This window comes from Roseomonas sp. FDAARGOS_362, from assembly GCF_002754815.1.
Lineage (GTDB): Bacteria > Pseudomonadota > Alphaproteobacteria > Acetobacterales > Acetobacteraceae > Roseomonas > Roseomonas mucosa.
In genome coordinates this window covers 2,568,890-2,593,083 of record NZ_CP024588.1, presented here as the reverse complement: position 1 = coordinate 2,593,083, position 24,194 = coordinate 2,568,890, and the positions used below count along the sequence as shown (strand labels likewise).

Here is a 24,194-nt window from a genome sequence, read left to right as displayed (position 1 = left end):
CCGGCCAGGACGGTCAGGAATCCGAGATGGACGAGAAGCCCGAGGGCAAGGGTCTGCGCAGCCGGGAATGGTTCGCGCGCCAGGACAAGATGGGGTTCTACTACCGCTCCTGGCTGCGCAACCGCGGCCTGCCCGATGACCAGTTCGACGGCCGCCCGGTGGTGGGCATCTGCAACACCTGGTCGGAGCTGACGCCCTGCAACGGGCATTTCCGCACCATCGCCGAGCATGTGCGCCACGGCATCCTGGAGGCCGGCGGCTATCCGCTGGAATTCCCGGTGCTGAGCCTGGGCGAGACGCAGATGCGTCCGACCGCCATGCTCTACCGCAACCTCGCCTCGATGGATGTGGAGGAGGCGCTGCGCGCCAACCCGCTGGACGGCGTGGTGCTGCTGATGGGCTGCGACAAGACCACCCCGGCGCTGCTGATGGGCGCGGCCAGCGTGGACCTGCCGGCCATCGGCGTTTCCGGCGGCCCGATGCTGAGCGGGCATTACCGCGGGCAGAAGATCGGCTCCGGCACCAACACCATCTCGATGAGCGAGCAGCTCCGCGCCGGCGAGATCACGCTGCGCCAGTTCCATGAGGCCGAGGGCGCCATGTCGCGCTCCGCCGGTTCCTGCATGACCATGGGCACGGCCTCCACCATGGCCTCGATGGTCGAGGCGCTGGGCATCGGCCTGCCCACCAACGCGGCCATCCCGGCGCCGGATGCGCGGCGCAACCAGCTCGCGCGGCTCGCCGGGCGGCGGATCGTGGAGATGGTGCGCGAGGACATGCGCATGTCGAAGATCCTGACGCGGCAGGCCTTCGAGAACGCGATCCGCACCCTGGCGGCGATCGGCGGCTCCACCAACGCGGTGGTGCACCTGCTGGCCATCGCCGGGCGGCTGGGCATCCCGCTGACGCTGGAGGATTTCGACCGGCTGGCGAGCGAGGTGAACTGCCTCGTGAACCTCAAGCCTTCCGGCGAGCATCTGATGGAGGATTTCTACTACGCCGGCGGCCTGCCCGTGGTGCTGCGGGAGCTGGTGGAGCGCGGCCTCCTGCATGGCGGGGCGATCACCGCCAATGGCCGCACCCTGGCGGAGAACGTGGCGGAGGCGGAGTGCTGGAACCGCGACGTCATCCATTCCTATGATGCGCCGTTCAAGCCCCATGCCGGCATCGCCATCCTGCGCGGCAACCTCTGCCCGGACGGCGCGGTGATCAAGCCTTCCGCCGCCTCGCCGCACCTGCTGCAGCACACCGGGCGCGCCGTGGTCTTCGAGAGCATCGAGGACCTGCACCACCGCATCAACGACGAGGATCTCGACATTGACGAGAGCTGCGTCATGGTGCTGAAGTATTGCGGGCCGAAGGGCTATCCCGGCATGGCCGAGGTCGGCAACATGCCGCTGCCGCCCAAGCTGCTGCGCCAGGGCGTGCGCGACATGATCCGCATCTCCGACGCCCGCATGTCCGGCACCGCCTATGGCACCGTCGTGCTGCATGTGGCGCCGGAGGCCATGGCGGGCGGCAACCTCGCCCTGGTCGAGAACGGCGACATGATCACCCTCGACGTCGCGGCGCGCAGCCTGAACCTGCATGTGTCCGACGAGGTGCTGGCGGCGCGCCGGGCCGCCTGGATGGCGCCGGAAACGCCGCTCGCCAAGCGGGGCTACACGAAGATGTATGTCGAGCACGTGCTGCAGGCGGACAAGGGCGTCGATCTCGACTTCCTCGTCGGCAACAGCGGCGCGCCCGTCGCCCGCGACAACCATTGACGCCGCCGGAGCGCCTTCCATGAGCCAAGCCAAGTCCCACGCCTATCGCGGCGTCTTCCCCGTGGCCCCGACCGTCTTCGACGACCGCGGGCGCCTGGACCTCGACGGACAGCGCCGGGCCATCGACTTCATGATCGATGCCGGATCGCACGGCCTCTGCATCCTGGCCAACTTCTCCGAGCAGTTCGTGCTGACGGACGAGGAGCGCGACCAGGTGATGCGGGCGGTGCTGGAGCATGTCGCCGGCCGTGTGCCGGTGATCGTGACCACCACGCATTTCGGCAGCGAGATCTGCGCCGAGCGCTCGAAGCGGGCGCAGGACATGGGCGCGGCCATGGTGATGGTCATGCCGCCCTATCATGGCGCGACCTTCCGTGTCGCCGAGCCCGGGATCCACGAGTTCTTCCAGCGCGTCTCGGACGCCATCCGCATCCCGATCATGATCCAGGACGCGCCGGTGGCGGGCACGCCGCTTTCCGCCGAGTTCCTGGCCCGGATGGCGCGCGAGATCGCCAATGTCGCCTATTTCAAGATCGAGGTGCCGCAGGCCGCCGCCAAGCTGCGCCGGCTGATCGAGATCGGCGGCGATGCGATCATCGGCCCCTGGGACGGCGAGGAGGCGATCACCCTGATGGCCGACCTCGATGCCGGGGCCACGGGGGCGATGACCGGCGGCGGCTATCCCGACGGCATCCGCCAGATCATGGACCCCTGGGAGGCCGGGCGGCGGGAGGAAGCGGTGGACGCCTATGCCCGCTGGCTGCCGCTGATCAATTATGAGAATCGCCAGTGCGGGCTGGTGGCGTGCAAGTCGCTGATGAAGGAAGGTGGCGTCATCCGCTCCGAGGCGGTGCGCCACCCGCTGATGCCGCTGCATCCGGCCACGCGCGCGGGGCTGATCGAGATCGCACGGCGGCTCGACCCGCTGGTGCTGCGCTGGGGGAGGTAAGGCATGGATGGGATTCGGCTGGGGCTGGTCGGGCTGGGCAAGATCGCGCGCGACCAGCACCTGCCCGCCATCGCGGCCACGCCGGGCATCGCCCTGGCGGGGATCGCCAGCCGCCATGCCGGGCTTCCGGATCTCCCCTCCTTCGCGACGCTGGAGGAGCTGCTGGCCTCCGGCACGCCCATCGACGCGGTGGCGCTCTGCACGCCGCCCCAGGGGCGCCACGCGCTGGCGGCGCAGGCCCTGGCCGCCGGCAAGCACGTGCTGCTGGAGAAGCCGCCCGGCGCCACGCTGGCCGAGATCGGCCCCTTGCAGGAGATGGCGCGGGAGAGGGGCCTGACGCTCTTCGCCACCTGGCATTCCCGCTTCGCCCCTGCGGTGGAGCCGCTGCGCGAGCGCCTCGCCGGGCAGCGCATCCGCGCGCTGCTGATCCAGTGGAAGGAGGATGTGCGCGTCTGGCACCCCGGCCAGGAATGGATCTGGGAGCCGGGCGGGCTCGGCGTCTTCGATCCGGGGATCAACGCGCTGTCCATCCTCACCCGCATCCTGCCCTTCCCGGTCTTCCTGACGGAGGCGGCGCTGTCCTTTCCCGCCAACCGCGCCGCGCCGATCGCGGCGGCGCTGCGCTTCGGTGCCGGGCAGGGCGGCGATCTCCGCGCCGAGTTCGACTGGCGCCAGACCGGGCCGCAGAGCTGGGACATTCACCTGGAGACCGGGGCGGAGCGCTTCACCCTCTCGCGCGGCGGGGCCCGGCTGGAACGGAATGGTGAGTTGCTGCTGGAGGCGCCGGAGGCCGAATATCGTGGAATCTACCGGCATTTCGTCGATTTAATCCAGGCGGGCGCTTGCGATGTGGACCTCTCCCCTATGATCCATGTCGCGGATGCCTTCATGCTGGGACGACGGATCACCGTGGAGGCGTTTCACGAGGCCTGAGAGCCTGGAAGCGGCCCACAACGATAACGAGCGAGGAAATGATGAAGCGCAGAACCCTGATGACCGCCTCCATGGCCATGCTCGGCGCCACCGGCCTCGCCACGGGGCTGGCCATGCCTGCCCATGCGCAGAAGAAGGGGAATGTGGGCATCGCCATGCCCACCAAATCCTCCACCCGCTGGATCCAGGATGGCGACAACATCGTCAAGGTGCTGAAGGAGCGGGGCTACACCACCGACCTGCAATACGCCGACGACGACATTCCCAACCAGCTCTCGCAGATCGAGAACATGCTGACCAAGGGCGCCAAGGTCCTGGTCATCGCCTCGATCGACGGCACCACCCTGTCCGACGTGCTGAACCAGGCGGCGGCGGCGGGCACCAAGGTCATCGCCTATGACCGGCTGATCCGCGGTTCGCAGAACGTGGACTACTACGCGACCTTCGACAACTTCCAGGTCGGCGTGCTGCAGGCGCAGTCCATCGAGTCCGCGCTGAAGCTGAAGGACGGCGCCGGCCCCTTCAACATCGAGCTCTTCGGCGGCTCGCCGGACGACAACAACGCCTACTTCTTCTACAACGGCGCGATGTCGGTGCTGCAGCCCTACATCGACAGCAAGAAGCTGGTGGTGCCGAGCGGGCAGATGGGCATGGACAAGGTCTCCATCCTGCGCTGGGACCCGGCGACGGCCCAGTCGCGCATGGACAACCTGCTCAGCGCCTTCTACAGCGACCGCCGCCTCAATGCCGTGCTCTCGCCCTATGACGGGCTTTCCATCGGCATCCTCTCCTCGCTCAAGGGCGTCGGCTACGGCAGCGGCAACATGCCCATGCCGGTGGTCTCCGGCCAGGATGCCGAGATCCCCTCGGTGAAGTCGATCCTGGCGGGCGAGCAGTATTCCACGATCTTCAAGGACACGCGCGAGTTGGCCAAGGTGACGGCCGACATGGTCGATGCCGTGCTTTCCGGCCAGGAGGTCAAGGTGAACGACACCAAGAGCTACAACAACGGCGTCAAGGTCGTGCCGTCCTACCTGCTCAAGCCGGTGATCGTGGACAAGGGCAACTGGGAACAGGTGCTGGTCGGCAGCGGCTACTACAGGAAGCAGGAGATCGTCTGACCTCCGGCGCGGGGCACGCGGCCTGCGTGCCCCGCATCCGGGCAGGAGGCTGAAACCGGAGGACGGCGATGGAACCCATCCTGGAAATGCGCGGCATCACCAAGCGCTTCGGCGTGGTGCGCGCGCTGAACAACGTCAACCTCACCGTCATGCCCGCCGAGATCCACGCGCTGGTGGGCGAGAACGGTGCCGGCAAGTCCACCCTGATGAAGGTGCTGAGCGGCGTCTATCCGCATGGCAGCTACGAGGGCGAGATCATCTATGACGGGCAGGCCCGCCAGTTCCGCGACATCAACGATTCCGAGGCGATCGGGATCATCATCATCCACCAGGAACTCGCCCTGGTGCCGCTGATGTCGATCGCGGAGAACATCTTCCTGGCCAATGCGCCCACCCGCTTCGGGGTGATCGACCGGGGCGAGGTGTACCGGCGCACGAGGGCGTTGCTGGCCAAGGTGGGGCTGACGGATTCGCCCGACACGCTGGTCACCGATATCGGCGTCGGCAAGCAGCAGCTGGTGGAGATCGCCAAGGCCCTATCCAAGGAGGTGCGCCTCCTGATCCTGGACGAGCCGACCGCCAGCCTGAACGAGCGCGACAGCCAGGCGCTGCTGGACCTGCTGATGGAGTTCCGGGCGCAGGGCATCGCCTCCATCCTGATCTCGCACAAGCTGAACGAGATCTCGACCGTCGCCGACCGCATCACCGTGCTGCGCGACGGCCAGACGGTGGAGACGATGGACTGCCGCGAGGCGCCGGTGGAGGAGGACCGCATCATCCGCCGGATGGTGGACCGCGACCTGGAGAGCCGCTACCCGCACCACACGCCGCAGATCGGCGAGGAGATCTTCCGCGTCGAGGACTGGTCCGTGGACCATCCGCTGCATCCCGGCCGCAAGGTGGTGAAGGATGTGGGCTTCCACGTCCGGCGCGGCGAGATCGTGGGCATCGCCGGGCTGATGGGAGCCGGGCGGACCGAGTTCGCCATGAGCGTCTTCGGCCGCTCCTATGGCCGCAACATCACGGGCCGCGCCTTCCTGCAGGGGCGGGAGGTGGACCTTTCCACCGTGCGCCGCGCCATCGATGCCGGCCTCGCCTACGTGACCGAGGACCGCAAGCATCTGGGCCTGCTGCTGGACGAGGATATCCGCAAGAACATCACCCTCGCCAACCTGCCCGCCGTCTCCAGCCGCTCGGTGATCGACGACATCCGGGAGCTGAAGGTGGCGCAGGAGTTCCGCGCGCGGATGCGGATCCGCTGCTCCAGCGTCTATCAGGAGACCGGCAAGCTCTCCGGCGGCAACCAGCAGAAGGTGGTGCTGTCCAAGTGGCTCTTCTCGGGGCCGGAGGTGCTGATCCTCGACGAGCCGACCCGCGGCATCGATGTCGGCGCCAAGTACGAGATCTACCAGATCATCCAGGAGCTGGCCGACAGCGGCAAGGGCGTGATCGTCATCTCCTCCGAGATGCCGGAGCTGCTCGGCATCTGCGACCGCATCTGCGTGATGAACGAGGGGCGCTTCGTCGGCGAGTTCCCGGCCGCGGAGGCGTCCCAGGAACGGATCATGCGGGCCATCGTGAACAACCGCGCCCTCCGGCCGGAATCCATGGGAGAAATGGTGCCATGAGCGAACAGGCCACATTCCCCGGCCCGCCGCCGGCTCGGACGGGCCATGCCAACCTGGTGAAGGAAAGCCTGCGCAGCTACGGCATGCTGCTCTCGCTCTTCGCCATCATGCTGTTCTTCCAGGTGATGACCGACGGCACGCTGCTGCGGCCGCTGAACCTCACCAACCTCGTGCTGCAGAACAGCTACATCGTCATCATGGCGCTCGGCATGCTGATGGTGATCGTCACCGGCCATATCGACCTCTCGGTCGGCTCGGTGGCGGGATTCATCGGTGCCCTTTCGGCCGTGCTGATCGTGCAGTTCGGCATCCCCTTCGTGGCGGCGGCGCTGCTCTGCCTGGCGGTGGGCGGCATCATCGGCGGGATGCAGGGCTGGTTCGTCGCCTATCTGAAGATCCCCTCCTTCATCGTCACCCTGGCCGGGATGCTGGTCTTCAAGGGGTTGATGCTGTCCGTGCTGGGCGGCAGGTCGGTGGGTCCCTTCCCGGTGGAGTTCCAGCGCCTTTCCTCCGGCTTCATCCCGGAATTCTTCGGCCAGCAGGGCGGCGTGTACATGACCTCGCTCCTCCTCGGCGTGGTCATGGCGCTGGCCATGGTCTGGTTCGCCTGGCGCGGCCGGCTGCGGCAGCAGGGGCATGGGGTGGAGGTCGAGCCCATGCCCTTCTTCGCGGTGAAGACCCTCGTCATCGCGGGCATGACCATCTACCTGACCTTCCTGATCGCCTCCCACCGCGGCCTGCCCAACGTGCTGCTGATCATGCTGGTGCTGATCGCGCTCTATGCCTTCGTCACCAACCGGACGGTGGTGGGGCGGCAGATCTATGCCGTGGGCGGCAACGAGAAGGCGGCGAAGCTCTCCGGCGTGAAGACGGAGCGGCTGACCTTCCTCACCTTCGTCAACATGGGCATGCTGGCGGCGCTGGCCGGGCTGATCTTCACCGCCCGCCTGAACACCGCGACGCCCAAGGCCGGGCTGGGCTTCGAGCTCGACGTGATCGCCGCCTGCTTCATCGGCGGCGCCTCCGCCTATGGCGGCGTGGGCAAGGTGGTCGGCGCGGTGATCGGCGCGCTGATCATGGGCGTGATGAACAACGGCATGTCCATCCTGGGCATCGGCATCGACTACCAGCAGGTGATCAAGGGCATCGTCCTGCTCGGCGCCGTCTGCGTGGATGTCTATAACCAGCGGCGATAGCGTCACGGCTGGCATCGCGCTTCCCGGGGGAGCAAGGCTCCGCCTTTTTCCCCCGGCCTTTCCTGGCCACCGGGAACCTGGGCCTGGCGGCGGGCGGCGTGCTCTCGCGGTCCTGCGCGGTGGCGAAGCCATGCAGGACCGGCATCTGGTCCGGCGAACCTGTCCGTGGCCCAATGGCCGGGCCGCTTGCCGCCGCCCGCGGCGGGCATGGCGAATTCCGGTGGGCCGGGCCCTGGGGCTCCGCCCATGGGGCGTGGGCCGGACCGGCGGCGACGGGCGGATGAAAGAGGAACGGAAGCATGGAATTCCTGACCCAACACGGGCTGCGCATGCCCAGGCTGGGCTTCGGCACCTGGCCCATGACGGGCGCGGAATGCGAGGCCGCGGTGAGGCAGGCGCTGGAGCTCGGCTACCGCCATATCGACACGGCGGAGCGCTACGAGAACGAGGATGCCTTGGGCGCCGGCCTTGCCGCCTCCGGCCTGGCGCGCGGCGATGTTCACCTGACCACCAAGGTCTGGTGGGACCATCTTTCGCCGCAGGCGATGCACGAAGCCATGGCGCGCAGCCTGGAGAAGCTGCGCACCGACCATGTGGATCTCTACCTGATCCACTGGCCGGCAAAGGACTGGGACCTGCCGCGCACCATCGAGGCGCTGGTCCGGCTGAAGGAGGAAGGCAAGGCGCGCCAGATCGGCGTGGCGAACTTTCCGCGACCGCTGCTGCGGCAGGTGGTGGAGGAGCTGAAGGCGCCGATCGCCTGCCTGCAGGTCGAGTACCATGTGACGCTGGGCCAGGCGAAGCTGCTGGATTACACGCGCAGGCACGACATCGCGCTGACCGCCTACAGCCCGCTGGCCCGCAACAAGGTGGCGGAGATCCCGGAGATCCAGGCCATCGCGAGGAAGCATGGCGCCACGCCCGCGCAGGTCGCGCTGAAATGGCTGCTGGACCAGGACGGCGTCTCGGCCGTGCCCAAGGCCGCCAGCCGCGCCAACCAGCAGGCCAACCTGGATTCGCTGAAGCTGCAACTCGACGACGAGGACCGCGCCGCCATCGCGCGCCTGCCCAAGGACCAGCGGATGGTCAGCCCGGACTTCGCGCCGGACTGGAACGACGGGCCGGATGCATGAGGCCCGGCGCGGCGGGGAGGATGTTCCTCCCCGCCGCGCATCGGTTCAGACCGCTTCCCGCCGCACCATGCGGAACAGCAGCTTGTGCTCGGCCGGATAGGCCAGGGCATCCTGCAGCGTCGGGTAGTAGTCGCTGCGCTTCCCCGCCGGCACGAAGCCGTCATAGCCGAAGCGCCGCACCGAGACGTCGAAGCCCGCCCCGGCAAAAGCCGCCGCATAATCCTCCGGCGAGCGGTCCTGCACCGGCGCGTGGGTGATGCCGCCGATCAGCTCGCGCCAGGCGGGCCAGAGCGGCATTGCCGTGTGGCAGCCGGTCACGGCATAGTACACGCCGCCTGGGCGCAGCGCCGCATGGATGCCGGCGGCATGCGCCGCGAGGTCCGGCAGCAGGTAGACGACCTCGTAGCTGAAGGCGATGTCGAAGCTGCCGCGCCAGGGCGAGAGATCCGCTGCCACGGCGAAGTCCAGCGGCGCGAGCCCCTTGAGGGCCTGGGCCGCCGCGATGGAATCCTCCGCGATATCGACGCCCAGCCCGTGCCGGAACGGCTTCAGCGCATGCAGCAGCCGCAGGAAGCCGCCGCGGTTGCAGCCGAAATCCAGCACGTCGCGCGTCGAGAGGTCGGTCTCGGGCACGATGTCGATGAAGTGGCGCCAGAGGGGGCGGTGCCCCTCCTCCATCGCCGCCTCCCGCGACGTGTCCCGGTACCAGGTGCCATAGGTCCTGTCGCTCATGTCCCCGCTCCCGCTCAGTTGATGATCGCCTGGTAGGTCAGCACCCGCAGCTCCCGCCGCAGCGGATAGGCCGAGGAAGGCATGAGCTGGGTCAGCAGGATCACCGCCATCTCCTCCGCCGGATCGACCCAGAAGGCCGTGCTGGCCGCGCCGCCCCAGGCGCATTCCCCCGACGTGCCCAGGATCTGCGCCCGCGCCGGATCGAGCATCACGGAGAAGCCCAGGCCGAAGCCGACGCCCTCGTAGGTGCTTTCGGAAAACCGGGGCTGTCCCATCGCCGCCATGTCGCCGCGCAGGTGGTTGGTCATCATCAGCTCCACCGTCTTGCGGCCGAGCAGGCGGGTGCCGTCCAGTTCCCCCTTGTTCAGCAGGAAGCGGCAGAAGCGCGCATAGTCGCCCACGGTCGAGACCAGCCCGCCGCCGCCGGAGCAGATCCGGCGCGGGCGGCCGAAGCGGCTGTCCCGCGGGTCCTCCAGCAGCGCGACGCCGCCCTCCTCGCCGCGCCGGTAGTTGGCGGCGAAGCGCGGGAGCTTCGCCTCCGGCACATGGAAATCCGTGTCCGCCATGCCGAGCGGCCCGATGACGCGCTCCCGCAGGAAATCGCCGAAATCCTGGCCGGAGATGACGGCCACCAGGTGCCCCAGCACATCCGTGGCGATGGAGTAGTTCCATTCCCGCCCTGGCTGCGCCAGCAGCGGCAGCGAGGCCGCGGTCTCCACCACCTCGCCCAGGCTGCGATCCGAGGTCTGGAAGTCCACGCCCCGCTCCCGGTACAGGGCATCGACCATGTTGGCGTGCATCATGCCGTAGGTCAGGCCGGAGGTGTGCGTCAGCAGGTCGCGGAAGGTGATGTCGCGTTCCGCCGGCACGGTCTCGTAGCTGCCGCGGCTGCCGGTGGTGAAGACGCGCATGTCCCGGAAGCAGGGCAGGAAGCGCGTGACCGGGTCGTCGAGCTGGAAGCGCCCTTCCTCGTAGAGCATCATGATGGCCACGCTGGTGAGCGGCTTGGTCATCGAATAGATGCGCAGGATGCTGTCCGGCGCCATCGGCACACCGCGCGCGATGTCGGCGAGGCCCGAGCAGCCGAGATGCGCCACCCGCCCGCGCCGCATCACCAGCGTGGTGGCCCCGGCCAGCCTGCCGTCCCGCACCTGCGCCTCACGCCAGGCATCCACGCGCGCCAGCCGGTCGCCGGAAAGCCCGACCTCCTCGGGGCAATCGGTCATCCTGTCCGTCATGCGCTGGCACTCCATGCTGCGAGGAGCGGCAGGGTGGCAGAGGACGGCCGGGAACGGAAAGACCCTCCGTTCCGAGGGTGATCCAGCGCGGCTCTGTGCCGGGGGGACAAGGCTCCGCCTTTTCCCCCGTGCCCCCCCTTATCCGCCAGGAACCTGAGGTTCCTGGACCTCCCATTCGTTGGTTCTCCCTGTTGCCGGATCGCGCCGGAGAGCCGCGCTCTCCGGCGGACTGCCGATGCCACCGGCGCGGACGGGGTGTCTTTCTTCTCTTCGGGAGCCCGGTGTCTCCACCGGCTCCCAGGGATCGGGCCGCAGGATGACGGCCACCATCGGCGCCAGCGAACCGGGTCCAGGGCCCGCAGGGTCCTGGCGGAGAGGGGGCCGGGGCGAGAGGCGGAGCCTCTCCCCCGGGACAGCGCAACGCGGCCAGGGAAGGCCACCGCCCGGATCAGGTCCGCACGCGATAGGGCACCACGCCGCGTTCCAGGCTGCCGACATCGATCGACTGGCTGGCGGGCGGCACGGCGCGATGGCGGCAGTCGGTGCGTTCGCAGGCGCGGCAGCCGGGGCCGATCGGGTCGTGGAAGCCCGGGTCGCGCAGGTCGAGGCCGGTAGCGTAGACGGTGCGCCCGGCATAGTCGATCTCGCAGCCGATCACGACGGCGACGTTGCGCGGGCGGCTGAGATAGGCGCCGCCGCCGCGCCCCACCGTGCGGGCGATGCTGAGATAGGCGACGCCGTCCGGTGTCCGCGCCACCTGCACCAGCACGCGGCCGGGCTGGGTGAAGGCGCGGTACACGTTCCAGAGCGGGCAGGGGCCGCCGAAGCGGGCGAAGCGGAAGCGCGTGGCGCTGCTGCGCTTGAGCACGTTGCCGGCGATATCCGTCTTCACCAGGAAGAAGGGGATGCCGGGGCGGCCCGGGCGCTGGAGGGTGCTGAGCCGGTGGCAGACCTGCTCGAAACTGGCGCCGAAGCGGGCCTGCAACTGCTCGATGTCGTAGCGCAGCAGCTCGGCCTCGCGCAGGAAGGGTTCGTAGGGCATCAGCAGCGCCCCGGCGAAGTAGTTCGCGAGGCCGATCCGCGCCAGGGCGCGCGCCCCGGCGCTGGCCAGGCCGGCGGCGCGGATCTCGGCCAGGACCAGCGCGCGCTGGTCCAGCAGGGCGACCACATGCGCCATCCAGAAGAGCCGGCTGGCGGGCGCGGCCTCCTTGGCGAGGAGAAGCTGCCCCTCCCGTCTTTGCAGGCGCCAGACCGTGCCCTGGGCCAGCAGGCCGGGCGTCTCGGCGATGGCGATGCCGTGCCGGTCGCGCAGGTGGCGGGCCAGATGATCCTGGGTGATGACGCCATCGGGGCTCAGCCGTTCCGCCAGTGCCTCGGCGGCGCGGTCCAGACGATCGAAATGGTTGTTGCGCGACTGCACCCATTCCCCGACGTCGTCATAGGGGAAATGCGGCACGGCGGCGAAATCCTCGCCCGATCCCCCATTGGCGGCGATGCGGTCGTGCAGTTCCTGGTGCTGTTCGCTCAGCGCCCGATAGGCGCGGTAGAGGGTGAGGAAGCGGTCCGCCACCTCCGGCGCCGCGCGCACCGCCGCCCGCGCTTCCTCCATGGACACGGTGCCCTTGCCGAAGAGCGCGTCGCCGCAGGCCTCGCGCAGGTTGTCGGCCAGCCGCTGGTCGCGCTCCTCTCCGAACAGTCCTTCCGGCACGCCCAGGCGTTCCGCCGCGCGGCGGCGCAGCCGGGCGGTGAGGGGGCGCAGATCCGCCTCCATCTGGCTGAGATAGCTGGGCGAGATGCCGAGCCGTTCCGCCAGCGCCGCCTGGCTCAGCCCGCGCGAGAGGCGGAGCCGCCGCAGCCGGTCGCCGGCGAAGACCTTGCTGTCATGGCGCTGCAGGGTCTTCACAAACTTCACAAACCGTCCGCCGGGAATGGCACGATTATGCCGAAAGCCAGGCTGACCTCCCAGGGCTGTCGTGACAAACTTCGCAAAATACCAGGGAGCGAGGGTCAGCCCATGCAGATCCATGACGTGCGCGTGCACCCCGAGGCCGACCGGCTGAAGCGGGAGGAGCAACTGGCCTGGAAGATCGCCGAGGTGGCGGCCGACCCGGTGGCGGTCGAGGCGGAGGTCTCGGAGATGATCGTCAACCGGATCATCGACAACGCCTCCGTCGCCATCGCCGCGATCAACCGGCACCCGGTCACCACGGCCCGCACCGAGGCGCTGGCGCATCCCCGCGCGGGCGGCGCCACCGTCTTCGGGCTGGGGCCGGATGTGCGGGTCCATGCGGAATGGGCGGCCTGGGCGAACGGCACGGCGGTGCGTGAGCTGGACTACCACGACACCTTCCTGGCGGCGGAATATTCCCACCCCGGCGACAATATCCCGCCGATCCTGGCCGTGGCGCAGCAATGCGGTGCGGATGGCCGTGCGCTGATCCGCAGCCTCGCCACGGGCTACGAGATCCAGGTCGATCTCGTGAAGGCGATCTGCCTGCACAAGCACAAGATCGACCATGTGGCGCATCTCGGCCCCTCGGTGGCGGCGGGCATCGGCACGCTGCTGGGGCTGGACACGGCCACCATCTACCAGGCGGTGCAGCAGGCGCTGCACGTGACCACGGCCACGCGCCAGAGCCGCAAGGGCGAGATCAGCTCCTGGAAGGCCTTCGCCCCCTCCCATGCCGGCAAGCTGGCGGTGGAGGCGGTGGACCGCGCCATGCTGGGCGAGGGCGCGCCGAGCCCGATCTACGAGGGCGAGGACAGCGTGATCGCCTGGATGCTGGACGGCAAGGACGCGCATTACCGCGTGCCGCTGCCGGGCAGGGGCGAGGCGAAGCGCGCCATCCTCGACACCTACACCAAGGAGCATTCGGCGGAATACCAGAGCCAGGCGCTGATCGACCTCGCCTTCCGCATGGGCAGGCAGGTCAAGGACTGGGACGATGTGGACGACATCCTGATCGAGACCAGCCACCACACGCACTACGTCATCGGCACCGGCGCCAACGACCCGCAGAAGATGGACCCGGAGGCGTCGCGCGAGACGCTGGACCATTCCATCATGTACATCGTCGCCGTCGCCCTGCAGGACGGCGAATGGCACCATGTGCGATCCTATGCCCCGGAGCGGGCGAGGCGGCCCGACACGGTGCGGCTCTGGCACAGGATCCGCACGGTGGAGGACCCGAAATGGACCGAGCGCTACCACGCGCATGATCCGGCGGTGAAGGCCTTCGGCGGCCGCATCACCATCCGCATGAAGGATGGCAGCGAGATCAGCGACGAGCTGGCCGTGGCCAATGCGCACAGCCTGGGCGCCACCCCCTGGAAGCGGCCGGACTACATCCGCAAGTTCCGCACGCTGACCGAGGGCATCCTCGACAATGCGGAGGCGGAGCGTTTCCTTGCGCTGGTGCAGCGCCTGCCGGAGCTGCGGGCGGAGGAGCTCGCCGGGCTGACCGTCTCCCTGCCGCAAGGGAAGCTGGCGCGCAACGAGCACCGCGGCATCTTCGGCTGGCCCGGCGGGAATGGATAAGGGAGGAGAAGCCATGAGCGAAACCGTCACCCCGAAGCCCAAGAAATCCGTTGCCCTGTCCGGCGTCGTCGCCGGCAACACCGCGCTCTGCACCGTGGGGCGCAGCGGCAACGACCTGCACTACCGCGGCTACGACATCCTGGAGATCGCGGCGCAGTGCGAGTTCGAGGAGATCGCCTATCTCCTCGTCCACGGTTCCCTGCCCACCGAGGCGGAGCTGCGCGGCTACAAGGCCAAGCTGCGCTCCTGGCGCGGCATTCCCGCCGCGGTGAAGCAGGTGCTGGAGGCGCTGCCCGCCGCATCGCATCCGATGGACGTGATGCGCAGCGGCGTCTCGGCGCTGGGCTGCGCCCTGTCGGAACAGGAGGACCACAACCCGAGCGGCGCGCGCGACATCGCCGACCGGCTGATGGCCTCGCTCGGCTCGATGCTGCTCTACTGGCATCACTTCTCGCAGAACGGCCGGCGCATCGAGGTCGAGACGGACGACGACAGCATCGGCGGCCATTTCCTGCACCTGCTGCATGGGCGCGAGCCCTCGGCGAAATGGGTGCGGGCGATGCACACCTCGCTGAACCTCTATGCCGAGCACGAGTTCAACGCCTCCACCTTCACCTGCCGGGTGATCGCGGGCACGGGTTCCGACCTCTATTCCGCCATCGCCGGCGGCATCGGCGCGCTGCGCGGGCCCAAGCATGGCGGCGCGAACGAGTTCGCCTTCGCCGTGCAGAAGCGCTACGCCGACCCGGACAAGGCCGAGGCCGATATCCGCCGCCGCGTCGCGGAGAAGGAGGTGGTGATCGGCTTCGGCCATCCCGTCTACACCGTCTCCGACCCGCGCAACGCGGTGATCAAGCAGGTGGCGGAGGACCTGTCGCGGCAGGTCGGCTCCATGAAGATGTTCCGGATCGCGGAGCGCATCGAGGCGGTGATGGCGGACACCAAGCGGATGTTCGCCAACCTCGACTGGTACTCGGCCGTCTCCTACCACATGATGGGCGTGCCGACGGCGATGTTCACGCCGCTCTTCGTCATCGCCCGCACCGCCGGCTGGTCCGCCCATGTGCTGGAGCAGCGGGCGGACAACAAGATCATCCGTCCCAATGCCAACTACACCGGCCCGGAGGACCGCCCCTTCGTGCCGCTGAAGGAGCGGGAGAGCCTGTCTTGACCTACCTCGTCGCCAGCGACCTTCCCGCCCGTCCGGCCGGGGAGCGGTTCCGCGCGCTGCTGGACAGCCCCGGCATCCTGCAGCTTCCCGGCGCGCATAACGGCCAGGCGGCCCTGCAGGCGAGGGCGGCGGGCTTCGAGGGGCTGTACCTGTCCGGCGCCGCCATGACCGCCTCGATGGGCCTGCCGGATCTCGGCATCATCACGGTGGACGAGGTCTGCTTCTTCATCCGCCAGATCGCCCGCGCCTCCGGCCTGCCGCTGCTGGTGGATGGCGACACGGGCTATGGGGAGGCGCTGAACGTCATGCACATGGTCCGCGCCTTCGAGGAGGCGGGGGCCGGGGCGGTGCATATCGAGGACCAGCTCCTGCCCAAGAAATGCGGGCACCTGAACGACAAGAAGCTGGCCGACGCGCATGACATGGCGGCGAAGGTGGCTGCGGCGGCGCGGGCGCGGCGGCATCTCGTGCTGGTGGCGCGCACCGATGCGGCGGCGAGCGAGGGCATCGACGGCGCCGTGGCGCGGGCGAGGCTCTACCTGGAGGCCGGGGCGGATGCGATCTTCCCCGAGGCGCTGACCACGGCCGAGATGTTCCGGGAGTTCGCCCGCCGCATGCCGGGCGCGAAGCTGCTGGCCAACATGACCGAGTTCGGCCGCACGCCCTTCTTCACGGCCAGCGAGTTCGAGGAGATGGGCTATTCCATGGTGATCTGGCCGGTCTCCTCGCTCCGCGTCGCGAACAAGGCGCAGGAGGAGCTCTACGCCGCCATCCGCCGCGACGGCGGCACGCAGAAGATGATCGAGCGCATGCAGACGCGGGCGGAGCTCTACGCCACCATCGGCTATGGCGATTACGAGGCGCTGGACGCCTCCATCGTGAGGACCGTGGTGCCGCAGGGCATGCCGCAGAAGGGCTGATCACGGGACGGTCCCGCTCGGGCGGCAACGTCCGGGCTCCCGCCGCCAGGATGGAAGCATCCGAATGGAGGATCGAAGAATTCCCGTAGAACCGGGATGAAGTTTGCGCTCGGGCCCAGAGTCTGTTTTTAGATCACCCGAAATCGAAGATCGGGATGGCGAGGGGGAGTCTCGCTCCATTTTCTTGCGAAGGGCCATCCTGAGTTGATGCGCAGGCCCTCTTACTACTCTGGGAAGATCGAGGGGTGACTATGTTCCAGCAGGATGCGCGAACGCGGCGGGGATCGGACACGGCGGAGCCTGGCGCACAGGCTGGGCAGACGGCGAAGCGGAGGTTCGAGGCCCTCAAGGTCCTGGCGACGGTCGATGACATCGCCGGCAGGTTGCATCTCATCCCCTATCCCGCACGCGCCAATGTCGAGTTCCTGCTGCTCGACATCCGGACGCAGCTCCGGGCCGACCATCCCGATCCGGCGAAGCTGCGTGCCTCGCTGATGGCCGTCCAGCGGCTTCTCTCGACCTCCCAGGCTGCGCGGGAACGATGGGCGGAGCAGATGGCCGACCGCCCTGTGCCGCCGGACCCCGCCCCTGCGACGGCGCGCCCATCCGGTTCCCGCCATGGCATGGGCCGGATGGCCGGGCTGCTGGCGGTCGCCTGCCTGGTGGCCGGTGGGGGAATGCTGCTCCGCCCGGATGGCGTGGAGGCGATCCGGGCCGCGCTGTCCCCGGCGCCTGCCCGGCTTCCCCCGGCACTCCCCCTGCCGGAGCAGCCGGTCCCGCCGGGGCCTCTCGCCGCCCGCGACCCCGTGGCCGCCCCAGCGGAGCCGTGGCGGTCCTCCAATCCGCCTCTGCCGGTCCCGGCCGTGGAGCCGGAGGCAGCAGGGCCCCGTCCTGAGGCCCGCTCCCTGGCCACCGAACCGGCCGCGTTGGCGCCGGCCGGCATTCCGGACGGGCCCAGGGCCGAGCCTCCGGACAGGGTGGAGCCGGCTCCGGCCAGCGTCCCTCGCGCACCGGCGGCGCCAGCCAGGGCGAGGATCGCCATGAGGCAGGGCGGCAATCTGCGGACCCAGCCGCGGAACCAGTCGCAAGTCCTGCGCGTCCTTCCGCGTGGCACCGCCCTGTCCGTCTTCGGGGAATCTCCGGGCGGCTGGTATCAGGTGGGTTCGGATCAGCCCTGGGGATGGGTTCATGGAAGCCTGACGGACAGGCCGCGTTAGCGCCGGGCTTCCGGGTTCCAGCCCTGGACAGCCGACGTCCCTGGAAGCTGGACCCGGGCAGGCGATCCGGAGAACACGGAAGTCCGGGCGAGGGAGCGCTTCCTGTCCCCCCTGCCCCGCGAGGTGACCGCGTTCCGGCCAGGAGCCATGGCCCATGATTGGGCCAGATCCTGCCGCTTCCTGAATCCGGAGCGACCGGCCCAGCTTTCCGGTCCTTTATTTGTTCGCTTATAGGTAGTGGAACTGAATAGCGCATGAACAGCATGCAATAAATGAACGGGAGTTTAAGGAAAAAGCCCTGGGATTCGGCTATTAATGGAAATTACACCTGGATTTTTTAAGGGGGTTCCAATGAAATTCTTGCGGGGGCAAGACGTTGGATCTCAATATTCTGGTAAGGGGCCAGTCCAATGCTGAGCTCCTGGCGCTCAACTTCGGTGGTTCGGCCAAGCTGAAGCAGGCGGTCGAGGCACTTCTCGGCTTCGATGGCGTGCAGAACCAGGTCCATATCCTGGCCGGGCCGCTCAGCGCCTCGGACAACTCGGCCACCACCATCCAGGGCGCCACCGGCTTCCTCGGCGACTGGCTGAAGGCGGTGAACGGCGACTGGCGGCAGGGCTGGACGACCGGCACGGTGGAGCAGCGGCTGCTGAACTACGTCCAGGGCCTTTCCGCCGACCTGCGGGACAATCCCACTACCGTGCTCTGGCTGCACAACGAGACCGACAGCCTGACCCTGCAGCACGACATCCAGAACGGCAGCCTCACCACGGCCAGTGCCGCGGCGATGTGGGAAAGCGCGGTCCGCTACGATGCCGCGCTGCTGCGTGCGGCCTTCGGCAGCTCGGCGCTGGACATGGCCTATGACTTCGTCAGCGCGATCCCCTATCGCAGCTACGCCCCCGACGGTCTCCAGGCGATCCGCGCGGTGATGGAGAAGCTGGCCGCCGATGCGGGCTTCAACGCCGCGATCGCAGCCCGGGCCCTCGACCTGGACATGAGTTTCGACAACCTCGACGCCAATGCGGCCACCACGGAATACGGCGGCGGGCACATGTCGGCCGGCGATGCCGCGCTGGTGAGAACCCGTTTCATAACGGCTGAGGCGGGGTGAGCGGCGGGAGTTCTGCGCGTTCGGAGGGTGTCTGACGTCCTTCGAGGTGGCCCATGTGGACCCCTGCCGCCCGCGCGCAGCTTGCGCGCGGCTCCCAGCCTTATGCAACGTGCCTAACCGATGCCGAGTGGGCCCTGGTCGAGCCCTTCTTGCCAAGCCCTGCAAAGACCGGACGACCCCGGTCCTGGCCGATGCGGCGGGTGGTCGATGCGATCCTCTACGTGCTCCGTACCGGCTGCGCCTGGGCGCATCTGCCCCGCGACTTCCCGCCGCCCGGGACCGTGCACCGTTGGTTCCTGCGCCTCTCGCGCCGGGGCACCTTCGAGCGACTGGCGCACGCCCTCATCATGGCCGACCGCGAGCGGGTCGGCCGAGAGGCCTCACCGACAGCGGCGGTGTTGGACGCCCAATCCGTCCGCTCGGGCGGTGTCGGCGTGAAAGGTGTCCGCGGCTACGATGCCGGGAAGAAGGTGACGGGCCGCAAGCGCCACGCCCTGGTGGACACGGACGGTAGGCTCCTGCTCGCCGCCATCTCGCCCGCCTGCCTGCATGACAGCCGAGGGGGTGCGGCCCTCCTGGCCATGTCGCGCCGCCCTTGGCCGTTCCTGGCCCGCTGCTTCGCCGACCGCGCCTACGCCGGTCCGCGGGTCGCCCGAGCCTCCCCCGTCGCCGTTACCATCATCGGCAGCGCACCCGGCCAGAAAGGCTTCGCCGTGCAACCCAGGCGCTGGGTGGTGGAGAGGTCCTTCGCTTGGTTCGGCCGCTGCCGACGCCTCGCTCGCGATCACGAGGCCACCGTCGGTTCCGCCGTCGCCTTCTTCACCCTCGCCGCCGCCATGATCCTCGTCCGGCGTCTGGCTCAGCCGTTATGAAACGGGGTCTGATCCAGCGCGCCGCGCTCAGCATCGCGGAGGGCTGGTCGGAATATGCCCTGGCGGGCTCGCCGGTCGCGCGGGCGCTGGGCAACATCGACAACGAGGGGCCGGAGGTCATCTGGGCGCGCCGGATCGGCGCCACCAGCCTGACCGTCGATGTGCAGCATGACGGCGCCCATGCCTTCGCCGCCCTCGGCGGCGCGGCGGCCTCCGGGCTGGGCTGGGCGGTCCGGCTGGCGGACGGCACCTCCATCGCGGCCACGCACGCCACCGTCGTGGACGGCGACACGCTGCGGCTGGATTTCGCGTCGGACCTGCCGCTGACGGGCGGGACGCTCCACTATGGATGGGGCTATGGCCGGCTCGCCGATGGCAGCGGCCCGGGCCAGGGCAACGCGGTCTATGACGACCGGGGCCTGCCGGTCTGGACCCCCGCCACCGGCGTGGCCGTCGCCACCGGAGCCTTGCAGGCCCTGTCCGTCACCCAGGATGCGGCGGGCCGGAACGTCGCCGCCCTGCACGCGACCGGGCTGCGGGAGGTCCAGGTGAGTGACGCCAGCGGCGGCGTGACCATCCTGCACGGCAGCACCGCCTATCATGCGGCGGCGCTGGATGTCGTCGCGCTGACGGACGGAAGGCTGGTCTTCGACGTGGATGACGCGGCAGCGCAGGTCGTCCGGCTCTACAAGGCGGCCCTGAACCGGGCGCCGGACCCGGGCGGGTTGCAGCACCACATCGCCTTCCTGGCGGCGGGCGGCAGTCTGGAGACCCTGGCGCACAACTTCCTGGCCAGCGCCGAGTTCCAGGCGGGGGGCGCGACCGGCGCGGCCGGCAGCCTGGCGCGGATCGAGAGCAACGTCTACGGAACGGCATCCGCCAGAATCGCCTCGCTGTCCGCCTTCTCGTCGGATGGGCTGGAGCAGGCCCTGATCTCGATCTCCGAGGGGCGGGAGAACCGCGCCAATACCGCCGGCCAGATCGAGGCGGGGATCTGGATTCCCGACCAGACGGCGGTGCCCATCGCCCGCCTCTACGACGCGGCCTTCGGGCGCCTGCCGGACCGGGGAGGTCTCGAGAACTGGGTGGCGGCGGTGAAGGGGCAGAAATTCACCTTCGCGCAACTGCCGGATCTGTGGCTGACCACGCCGGAGTGGAACGCTGTGCACGGGCAGCAGAGCGACGAGGCCTTCGTCAGCGGACTCTACCACACCGCCCTGCACCGCGAACCGGATGCGGGTGGCTACGCCCATTTCCTGAGCCTGCTGGAAACCCATTCCCTGTCGCGGGGCGGCGTGCTGCTGGCGGTGTCCGAGAGTGTGGAGCACCAGATGCTGACCAAGGCGAACACCGGCAGCGACGGTGTCCACAGCGGCATCGCCTTTGTCTGACACCGCCTTGTCCCTCGGGACGGTGCAACGCCCGGTGCGCGAGGCACGGTCACCGCGGGACGGTGGCGGACGGCAAGGCCGCCACTCATGCAACGATGAGGCCCTGCCCCGGTGGCGGCCGGATCAGCTTTCCGCGGGCCGCAGCTTCCGCACCACCTCGTCGCTTGGCAGCAGCTCGCGCCCGTCGACATAGCGCCAGTCGGCCATGACGCCGGCATTGCCCTTCAACGCCGTCCGTCCGACGAAGACGCCCAGCGTGCTCTGGTGGTCGATGGCGCGATAGCCCACCTGACCAGCGGGCGTGGCGAATTCCACGCCGCGGAAGCCCGCCACCAGCTTGTCGGGATCGAGCGCCCCGGCCCGGGCGATGCCGGCGGCGATGGAGTGGATCAGCGAGAAGCCGACCAGCGAGCCGCACATCGGCTTGGCCTTGTACTTCGCCCGGTACGCCTCGGCGAAGGCCCTGTGCGCCGGGGTGTCGACCGCCTCGCCGGGATAGCCGGTGACGATCCAGCCCTCCGGCGCCTCGTCGCCCAGCGGGTCGAGGTATTCGGGCTCGCCCGTCAGCATGGAGGCGACGCCGCGCCCCTCGAACAGCCCGCGCGTGTTGCCCTGGCGCACGAAATTCGTCAGGTCCGGCCCGAACAGCACGTTGAAGAGGCCTTCGGGCTTCATCCCCTCCAGCGCCTGCACCGTGGCGCCGGCATCGATGCGGCCCAGCGCAGGCCACTGCTCGCCCACGAACTGCACGTCCGGCCGCCTGGCCGAGAGGATCTGTCGGAACCACTTCACCGCCGACTGGCCGTATTCGTAGTTCGGCGCCACCGTCACCCAGCGCTTCGCCGGGAGCTTCGCCGCCTCCTCCGCCAGGATGGAGGCCTGCATATAGGTGGAGGGGCGCAGGCGGAAGGTGAAGCGGTTGCCCTTCTCCCAGACCATCGCATCGGTCAGCGGCTCGCCCGCCACGTAGAGGCGACGGTTCTGCGCGGCGTACTCGCCCAGCGCCAGCCCGACATTGGACAGGTAGGCCCCGGCCAGCACATCCGCCTTCGCCTCGTTCAGCAGCTCGCCCGCGAGCCGCACGGCATCCTGCGGCTTGCCCGCATCGTCGCGCGTGATCAGCTCCAGCGGCCGTCCGAGCACGCCGCCCTTGCCGTTGATCTCCTCCACCGCGAGATGCATGGCGTCGCGGTAGGGCAAGGTGAAGGCGGGCTGGGTGGTGTAGCTGTTGATCTCGCCGATCCGGATGGGCGTCGTGCCCTGGGCCCGGACCAGGCCCGGCCGCGCCAGGGTGAAGGCCGTGGCGCTCGCGCCCAGCAACAGGCGCCTCGTGAACTGCATCCTACCACTCCCGATCATGATGGACCGGCCCACCCGGCCGATCGCCCGGGCCGTCCGTCTTCTGCCGGAAGCCTCCGGCATCCCGGTGCCCAGGGTGATCGAAAACCTCCTCCGAGGCGAGGGCGGAGCCGGCCGCCGGGCGCAACGCCTGACGCCCGCTCCTCCCTCCGGGCAGAACGGGCCGGCACCCTGCTCAGACCGGATCGATCGCGCCCCGGCCGGAGAGCACGCCGGCGATGTTGTCCAGCGTGCGGAAACCCATGGCGTCGCGCGTGTCCACCGTGGCGCTGGCCACATGCGGCGTCAGGAAGACGTTCGGCAAGGCGGCGAGGCGCGTGTCGAAATCCGGTTCCTTGCGGAAGACGTCGAGGCCCGCGGCGAAGAGCTGGCCGGATTCCAGCGCCTCGATCAGCGCGTCCTCGTCCACCAGGGAGCCGCGCGCGGTGTTCACGAAGACGGCGCCGCGCGGCAGCAGGGCGAAGCGTTCCCGCGTCATCAGCGTGCCCGTTTCGGCGCTGGCGGGGAGGTGCAGGGACAGGATCTCCGAGCGCCGCAGCAGGTCATGCAGTTCCGCGACATATTCGGCGCCCTGCTCCAGCTCCGGCGGCAGGCGGCGGCGGTTGTTGTAGAGGATCCTCATGCCGAAGCCGCGCGCGCGCTGCGCCACGGCCTGGCCGATGCGCCCCATGCCGACAATGCCGAGTGTCCTGCCGCTCGGCCGCAGTCCCAGGAGGTCCGGCATGCCATAGGGCCTGCGCCAGCCCTCGCGCATCACCTGGTCGTATTCGCGCGCACGGCGGCTGGCGTTCAGGATCAGCATCAGCGCGAGGTCGGCGGTGCAGTCCGTCACCACGTCCGGCGCGTTGGTCACGACGATGCCGCGCGCCCTGGCGGCCTCCACATCCATGTGGTCGTAGCCGGCGCCGGGATTGGCGATCACCTTCAGCCCGTCCGGCATGGCCGCGGCATGGGCGGCGGTGAACTTCACCTTGGGGCCGGAGAAGAGGCCGGCGATGCGCTCCTCGCGGATCACGCGCAGCGCCGTGTCGGCATCCATGTCCGCCTCGGTGACGATGGCATCGAACATCTCGCGGGCGCGGGCGGCGACGTTCGGCGGCACCCGGCGGGCGACCAGGACACGCGGCCTGCCCTGGGCTGACTGATCCTCGGTCATGATTCGTGCGAGTCCTTTTCGTCAGGGGAGGCCGGGCGCGGGGCAGGGGGGCAACGGTCCGCTTCCGGGAAGGCCACGGCCAGGGAGCGCAGCGCATGGGCGCGCATCAGACGCTCGGCCTGTTCCGCCTCGCCGGCGGCGATGGCATCCAGGATGGCCAGGTGCTCCTCCAGGGCGAGGCGGATCTCCGCCTCTCCGGCCAGGACGCGCCGGCTGCCGACGTGGAAATAGGCGCGCAGGGCCTGCAGGCTGCGGATCAGGAAGGCGTTGCCGGTGATCCGGTGCAGGGCGGTATGGAAGGCGTCGTTGGCCCCGGCCAGCGCGGCGCGGTCGCCCTGATCCGTCGCGGCGCGGATGGCGCCGAGCCGCTGCTCCAGCACCCGCAGGTCGGCCGGACCCACCCGGCGGGCCGCCAGCGACGCCGCGGCACCTTCCAGCGCCGCGCGGATGCGGCCCATTTCCGCCAGCCTGTCGCTGTCCAGGGCGGACACGAAGGTGCCGCTCTTGGGGCGGGTCTCCACCAGCCCTTCGCCTTCCAGGCGCCGCAGCGCCTCGCGCACCGGCTGGGCGGAGATGCCCAGTGCGGCGGCCAGGCGGCGCTCGGACAGCTTGCTGCCGGCGGCGAGGCTTCCCTCCACGATGGCATCCCGCAGCCGCACATAGGCGCGCTCCGCGAGGCTGGGCGTGGTTTCGATCTCCAGGGGGATCGGGGCGGCGGGCGGCATGAATCTACAATATCAGTCGGGCAGTTTCTGTCACC

The 24,194-nt window shown here is 69.3% G+C and carries 20 protein-coding genes; 14 read left to right on the top strand and 6 right to left on the bottom strand.

Features of this window, described 5'->3' with window-relative positions; translation table 11 throughout:
- The first annotated feature begins 26 nt into the window (after positions 1–26).
- The 7 genes from CTJ15_RS16500 to CTJ15_RS16470 all read left to right on the top strand — a co-directional run bounded on the left by CTJ15_RS16500 (position 27) and on the right by CTJ15_RS16470 (position 8,726).
- Positions 27–1,766, top strand: a complete 1,740-nt coding sequence (locus CTJ15_RS16500; protein WP_058390292.1) for an IlvD/Edd family dehydratase — start codon at positions 27–29, stop codon at positions 1,764–1,766.
- Between the two features lie 19 nt (positions 1,767–1,785).
- Complete coding sequence (locus CTJ15_RS16495) at positions 1,786–2,715, top strand: dihydrodipicolinate synthase family protein (protein ID WP_019462163.1); 930 nt, start codon at positions 1,786–1,788, stop codon at positions 2,713–2,715.
- A 3-nt stretch (positions 2,716–2,718) separates the two neighbouring features.
- The gene (locus tag CTJ15_RS16490) at positions 2,719–3,648 is read left to right on the top strand and encodes a Gfo/Idh/MocA family protein (RefSeq protein ID WP_019462164.1); all 930 of its coding nucleotides are present in this window, start codon (positions 2,719–2,721) and stop codon (positions 3,646–3,648) included.
- 38 nt (positions 3,649–3,686) lie between these two features.
- Positions 3,687–4,769 (top strand): multiple monosaccharide ABC transporter substrate-binding protein, encoded by a 1,083-nt coding sequence (gene chvE, locus CTJ15_RS16485; RefSeq protein WP_058390293.1) that lies wholly within the window; start codon positions 3,687–3,689, stop codon positions 4,767–4,769.
- Positions 4,770–4,837: 68 nt separating this feature from the next.
- Positions 4,838–6,397, top strand: a complete 1,560-nt coding sequence (gene mmsA, locus CTJ15_RS16480; protein WP_099781721.1) for a multiple monosaccharide ABC transporter ATP-binding protein — start codon at positions 4,838–4,840, stop codon at positions 6,395–6,397.
- A complete protein-coding gene (gene mmsB / locus CTJ15_RS16475; protein WP_099781720.1) occupies positions 6,394–7,593 on the top strand; it encodes a multiple monosaccharide ABC transporter permease in 1,200 nt (399 codons plus the stop codon). Before mmsA ends, mmsB begins: the two co-directional genes overlap by 4 nt.
- 299 nt (positions 7,594–7,892) lie before the next feature.
- A complete protein-coding gene (locus CTJ15_RS16470) occupies positions 7,893–8,726 on the top strand; it encodes an aldo/keto reductase (protein WP_099781719.1) in 834 nt (277 codons plus the stop codon).
- Positions 8,727–8,771: 45 nt separating this feature from the next.
- Here the strand turns inward: CTJ15_RS16470 and CTJ15_RS16465 are convergent, their stop codons facing one another.
- The 3 genes from CTJ15_RS16465 to CTJ15_RS16455 all read right to left on the bottom strand — a co-directional run bounded on the left by CTJ15_RS16465 (position 8,772) and on the right by CTJ15_RS16455 (position 12,608).
- A complete protein-coding gene (locus tag CTJ15_RS16465; RefSeq protein ID WP_099781718.1) occupies positions 8,772–9,458 on the bottom strand; it encodes a bifunctional 2-polyprenyl-6-hydroxyphenol methylase/3-demethylubiquinol 3-O-methyltransferase UbiG in 687 nt (228 codons plus the stop codon).
- Between the two features lie 14 nt (positions 9,459–9,472).
- Positions 9,473–10,684 (bottom strand): serine hydrolase, encoded by a 1,212-nt coding sequence (locus CTJ15_RS16460; RefSeq protein ID WP_226945964.1) that lies wholly within the window; start codon positions 10,682–10,684, stop codon positions 9,473–9,475.
- A gap of 460 nt (positions 10,685–11,144) precedes the next feature.
- Entirely contained in the window at positions 11,145–12,608 is a 1,464-nt protein-coding gene (locus tag CTJ15_RS16455) for a short-chain fatty acyl-CoA regulator family protein (RefSeq protein ID WP_099781716.1), read from the bottom strand.
- Positions 12,609–12,710: 102 nt separating this feature from the next.
- Between CTJ15_RS16455 and CTJ15_RS16450 the strand changes: the two genes are divergently transcribed.
- From CTJ15_RS16450 to CTJ15_RS16420, 7 genes are all read left to right on the top strand, one after another.
- The gene (locus tag CTJ15_RS16450) at positions 12,711–14,234 is read left to right on the top strand and encodes an MmgE/PrpD family protein (protein ID WP_099781715.1); all 1,524 of its coding nucleotides are present in this window, start codon (positions 12,711–12,713) and stop codon (positions 14,232–14,234) included.
- A gap of 13 nt (positions 14,235–14,247) precedes the next feature.
- Positions 14,248–15,405: a 2-methylcitrate synthase gene (gene prpC / locus CTJ15_RS16445; protein ID WP_099781714.1), complete on the top strand. Its 1,158-nt coding sequence runs from the start codon at positions 14,248–14,250 to the stop codon at positions 15,403–15,405.
- Positions 15,402–16,325 (top strand): methylisocitrate lyase, encoded by a 924-nt coding sequence (prpB, locus tag CTJ15_RS16440; protein ID WP_019462174.1) that lies wholly within the window; start codon positions 15,402–15,404, stop codon positions 16,323–16,325. Before prpC ends, prpB begins: the two co-directional genes overlap by 4 nt.
- Before the next feature lie 251 nt (positions 16,326–16,576).
- Complete coding sequence (locus CTJ15_RS16435; RefSeq protein ID WP_099781713.1) at positions 16,577–17,542, top strand: SH3 domain-containing protein; 966 nt, start codon at positions 16,577–16,579, stop codon at positions 17,540–17,542.
- Positions 17,543–17,918: 376 nt separating this feature from the next.
- A complete protein-coding gene (locus CTJ15_RS16430; protein ID WP_099781712.1) occupies positions 17,919–18,656 on the top strand; it encodes a hypothetical protein in 738 nt (245 codons plus the stop codon).
- A 53-nt stretch (positions 18,657–18,709) separates the two neighbouring features.
- Complete coding sequence (locus tag CTJ15_RS16425; protein ID WP_099780839.1) at positions 18,710–19,528, top strand: IS5 family transposase; 819 nt, start codon at positions 18,710–18,712, stop codon at positions 19,526–19,528.
- Complete coding sequence (locus CTJ15_RS16420; RefSeq protein WP_099781711.1) at positions 19,525–20,919, top strand: DUF4214 domain-containing protein; 1,395 nt, start codon at positions 19,525–19,527, stop codon at positions 20,917–20,919. Before CTJ15_RS16425 ends, CTJ15_RS16420 begins: the two co-directional genes overlap by 4 nt.
- Before the next feature lie 123 nt (positions 20,920–21,042).
- Here the strand turns inward: CTJ15_RS16420 and CTJ15_RS16415 are convergent, their stop codons facing one another.
- From CTJ15_RS16415 to CTJ15_RS16405, 3 genes are all read right to left on the bottom strand, one after another.
- Entirely contained in the window at positions 21,043–22,260 is a 1,218-nt protein-coding gene (locus tag CTJ15_RS16415; RefSeq protein ID WP_075822619.1) for an ABC transporter substrate-binding protein, read from the bottom strand.
- A 193-nt stretch (positions 22,261–22,453) separates the two neighbouring features.
- On the bottom strand, positions 22,454–23,434 hold the full coding sequence (locus tag CTJ15_RS16410; RefSeq protein WP_058390370.1) for a D-glycerate dehydrogenase: 981 nt from the start codon (positions 23,432–23,434) through the stop codon (positions 22,454–22,456).
- Positions 23,431–24,159 (bottom strand): GntR family transcriptional regulator, encoded by a 729-nt coding sequence (locus CTJ15_RS16405; protein ID WP_099781710.1) that lies wholly within the window; start codon positions 24,157–24,159, stop codon positions 23,431–23,433. The genes CTJ15_RS16410 and CTJ15_RS16405 overlap by 4 nt, the downstream gene beginning before the upstream one ends.
- Between the last annotated feature and the right edge of the window lie 35 nt (positions 24,160–24,194).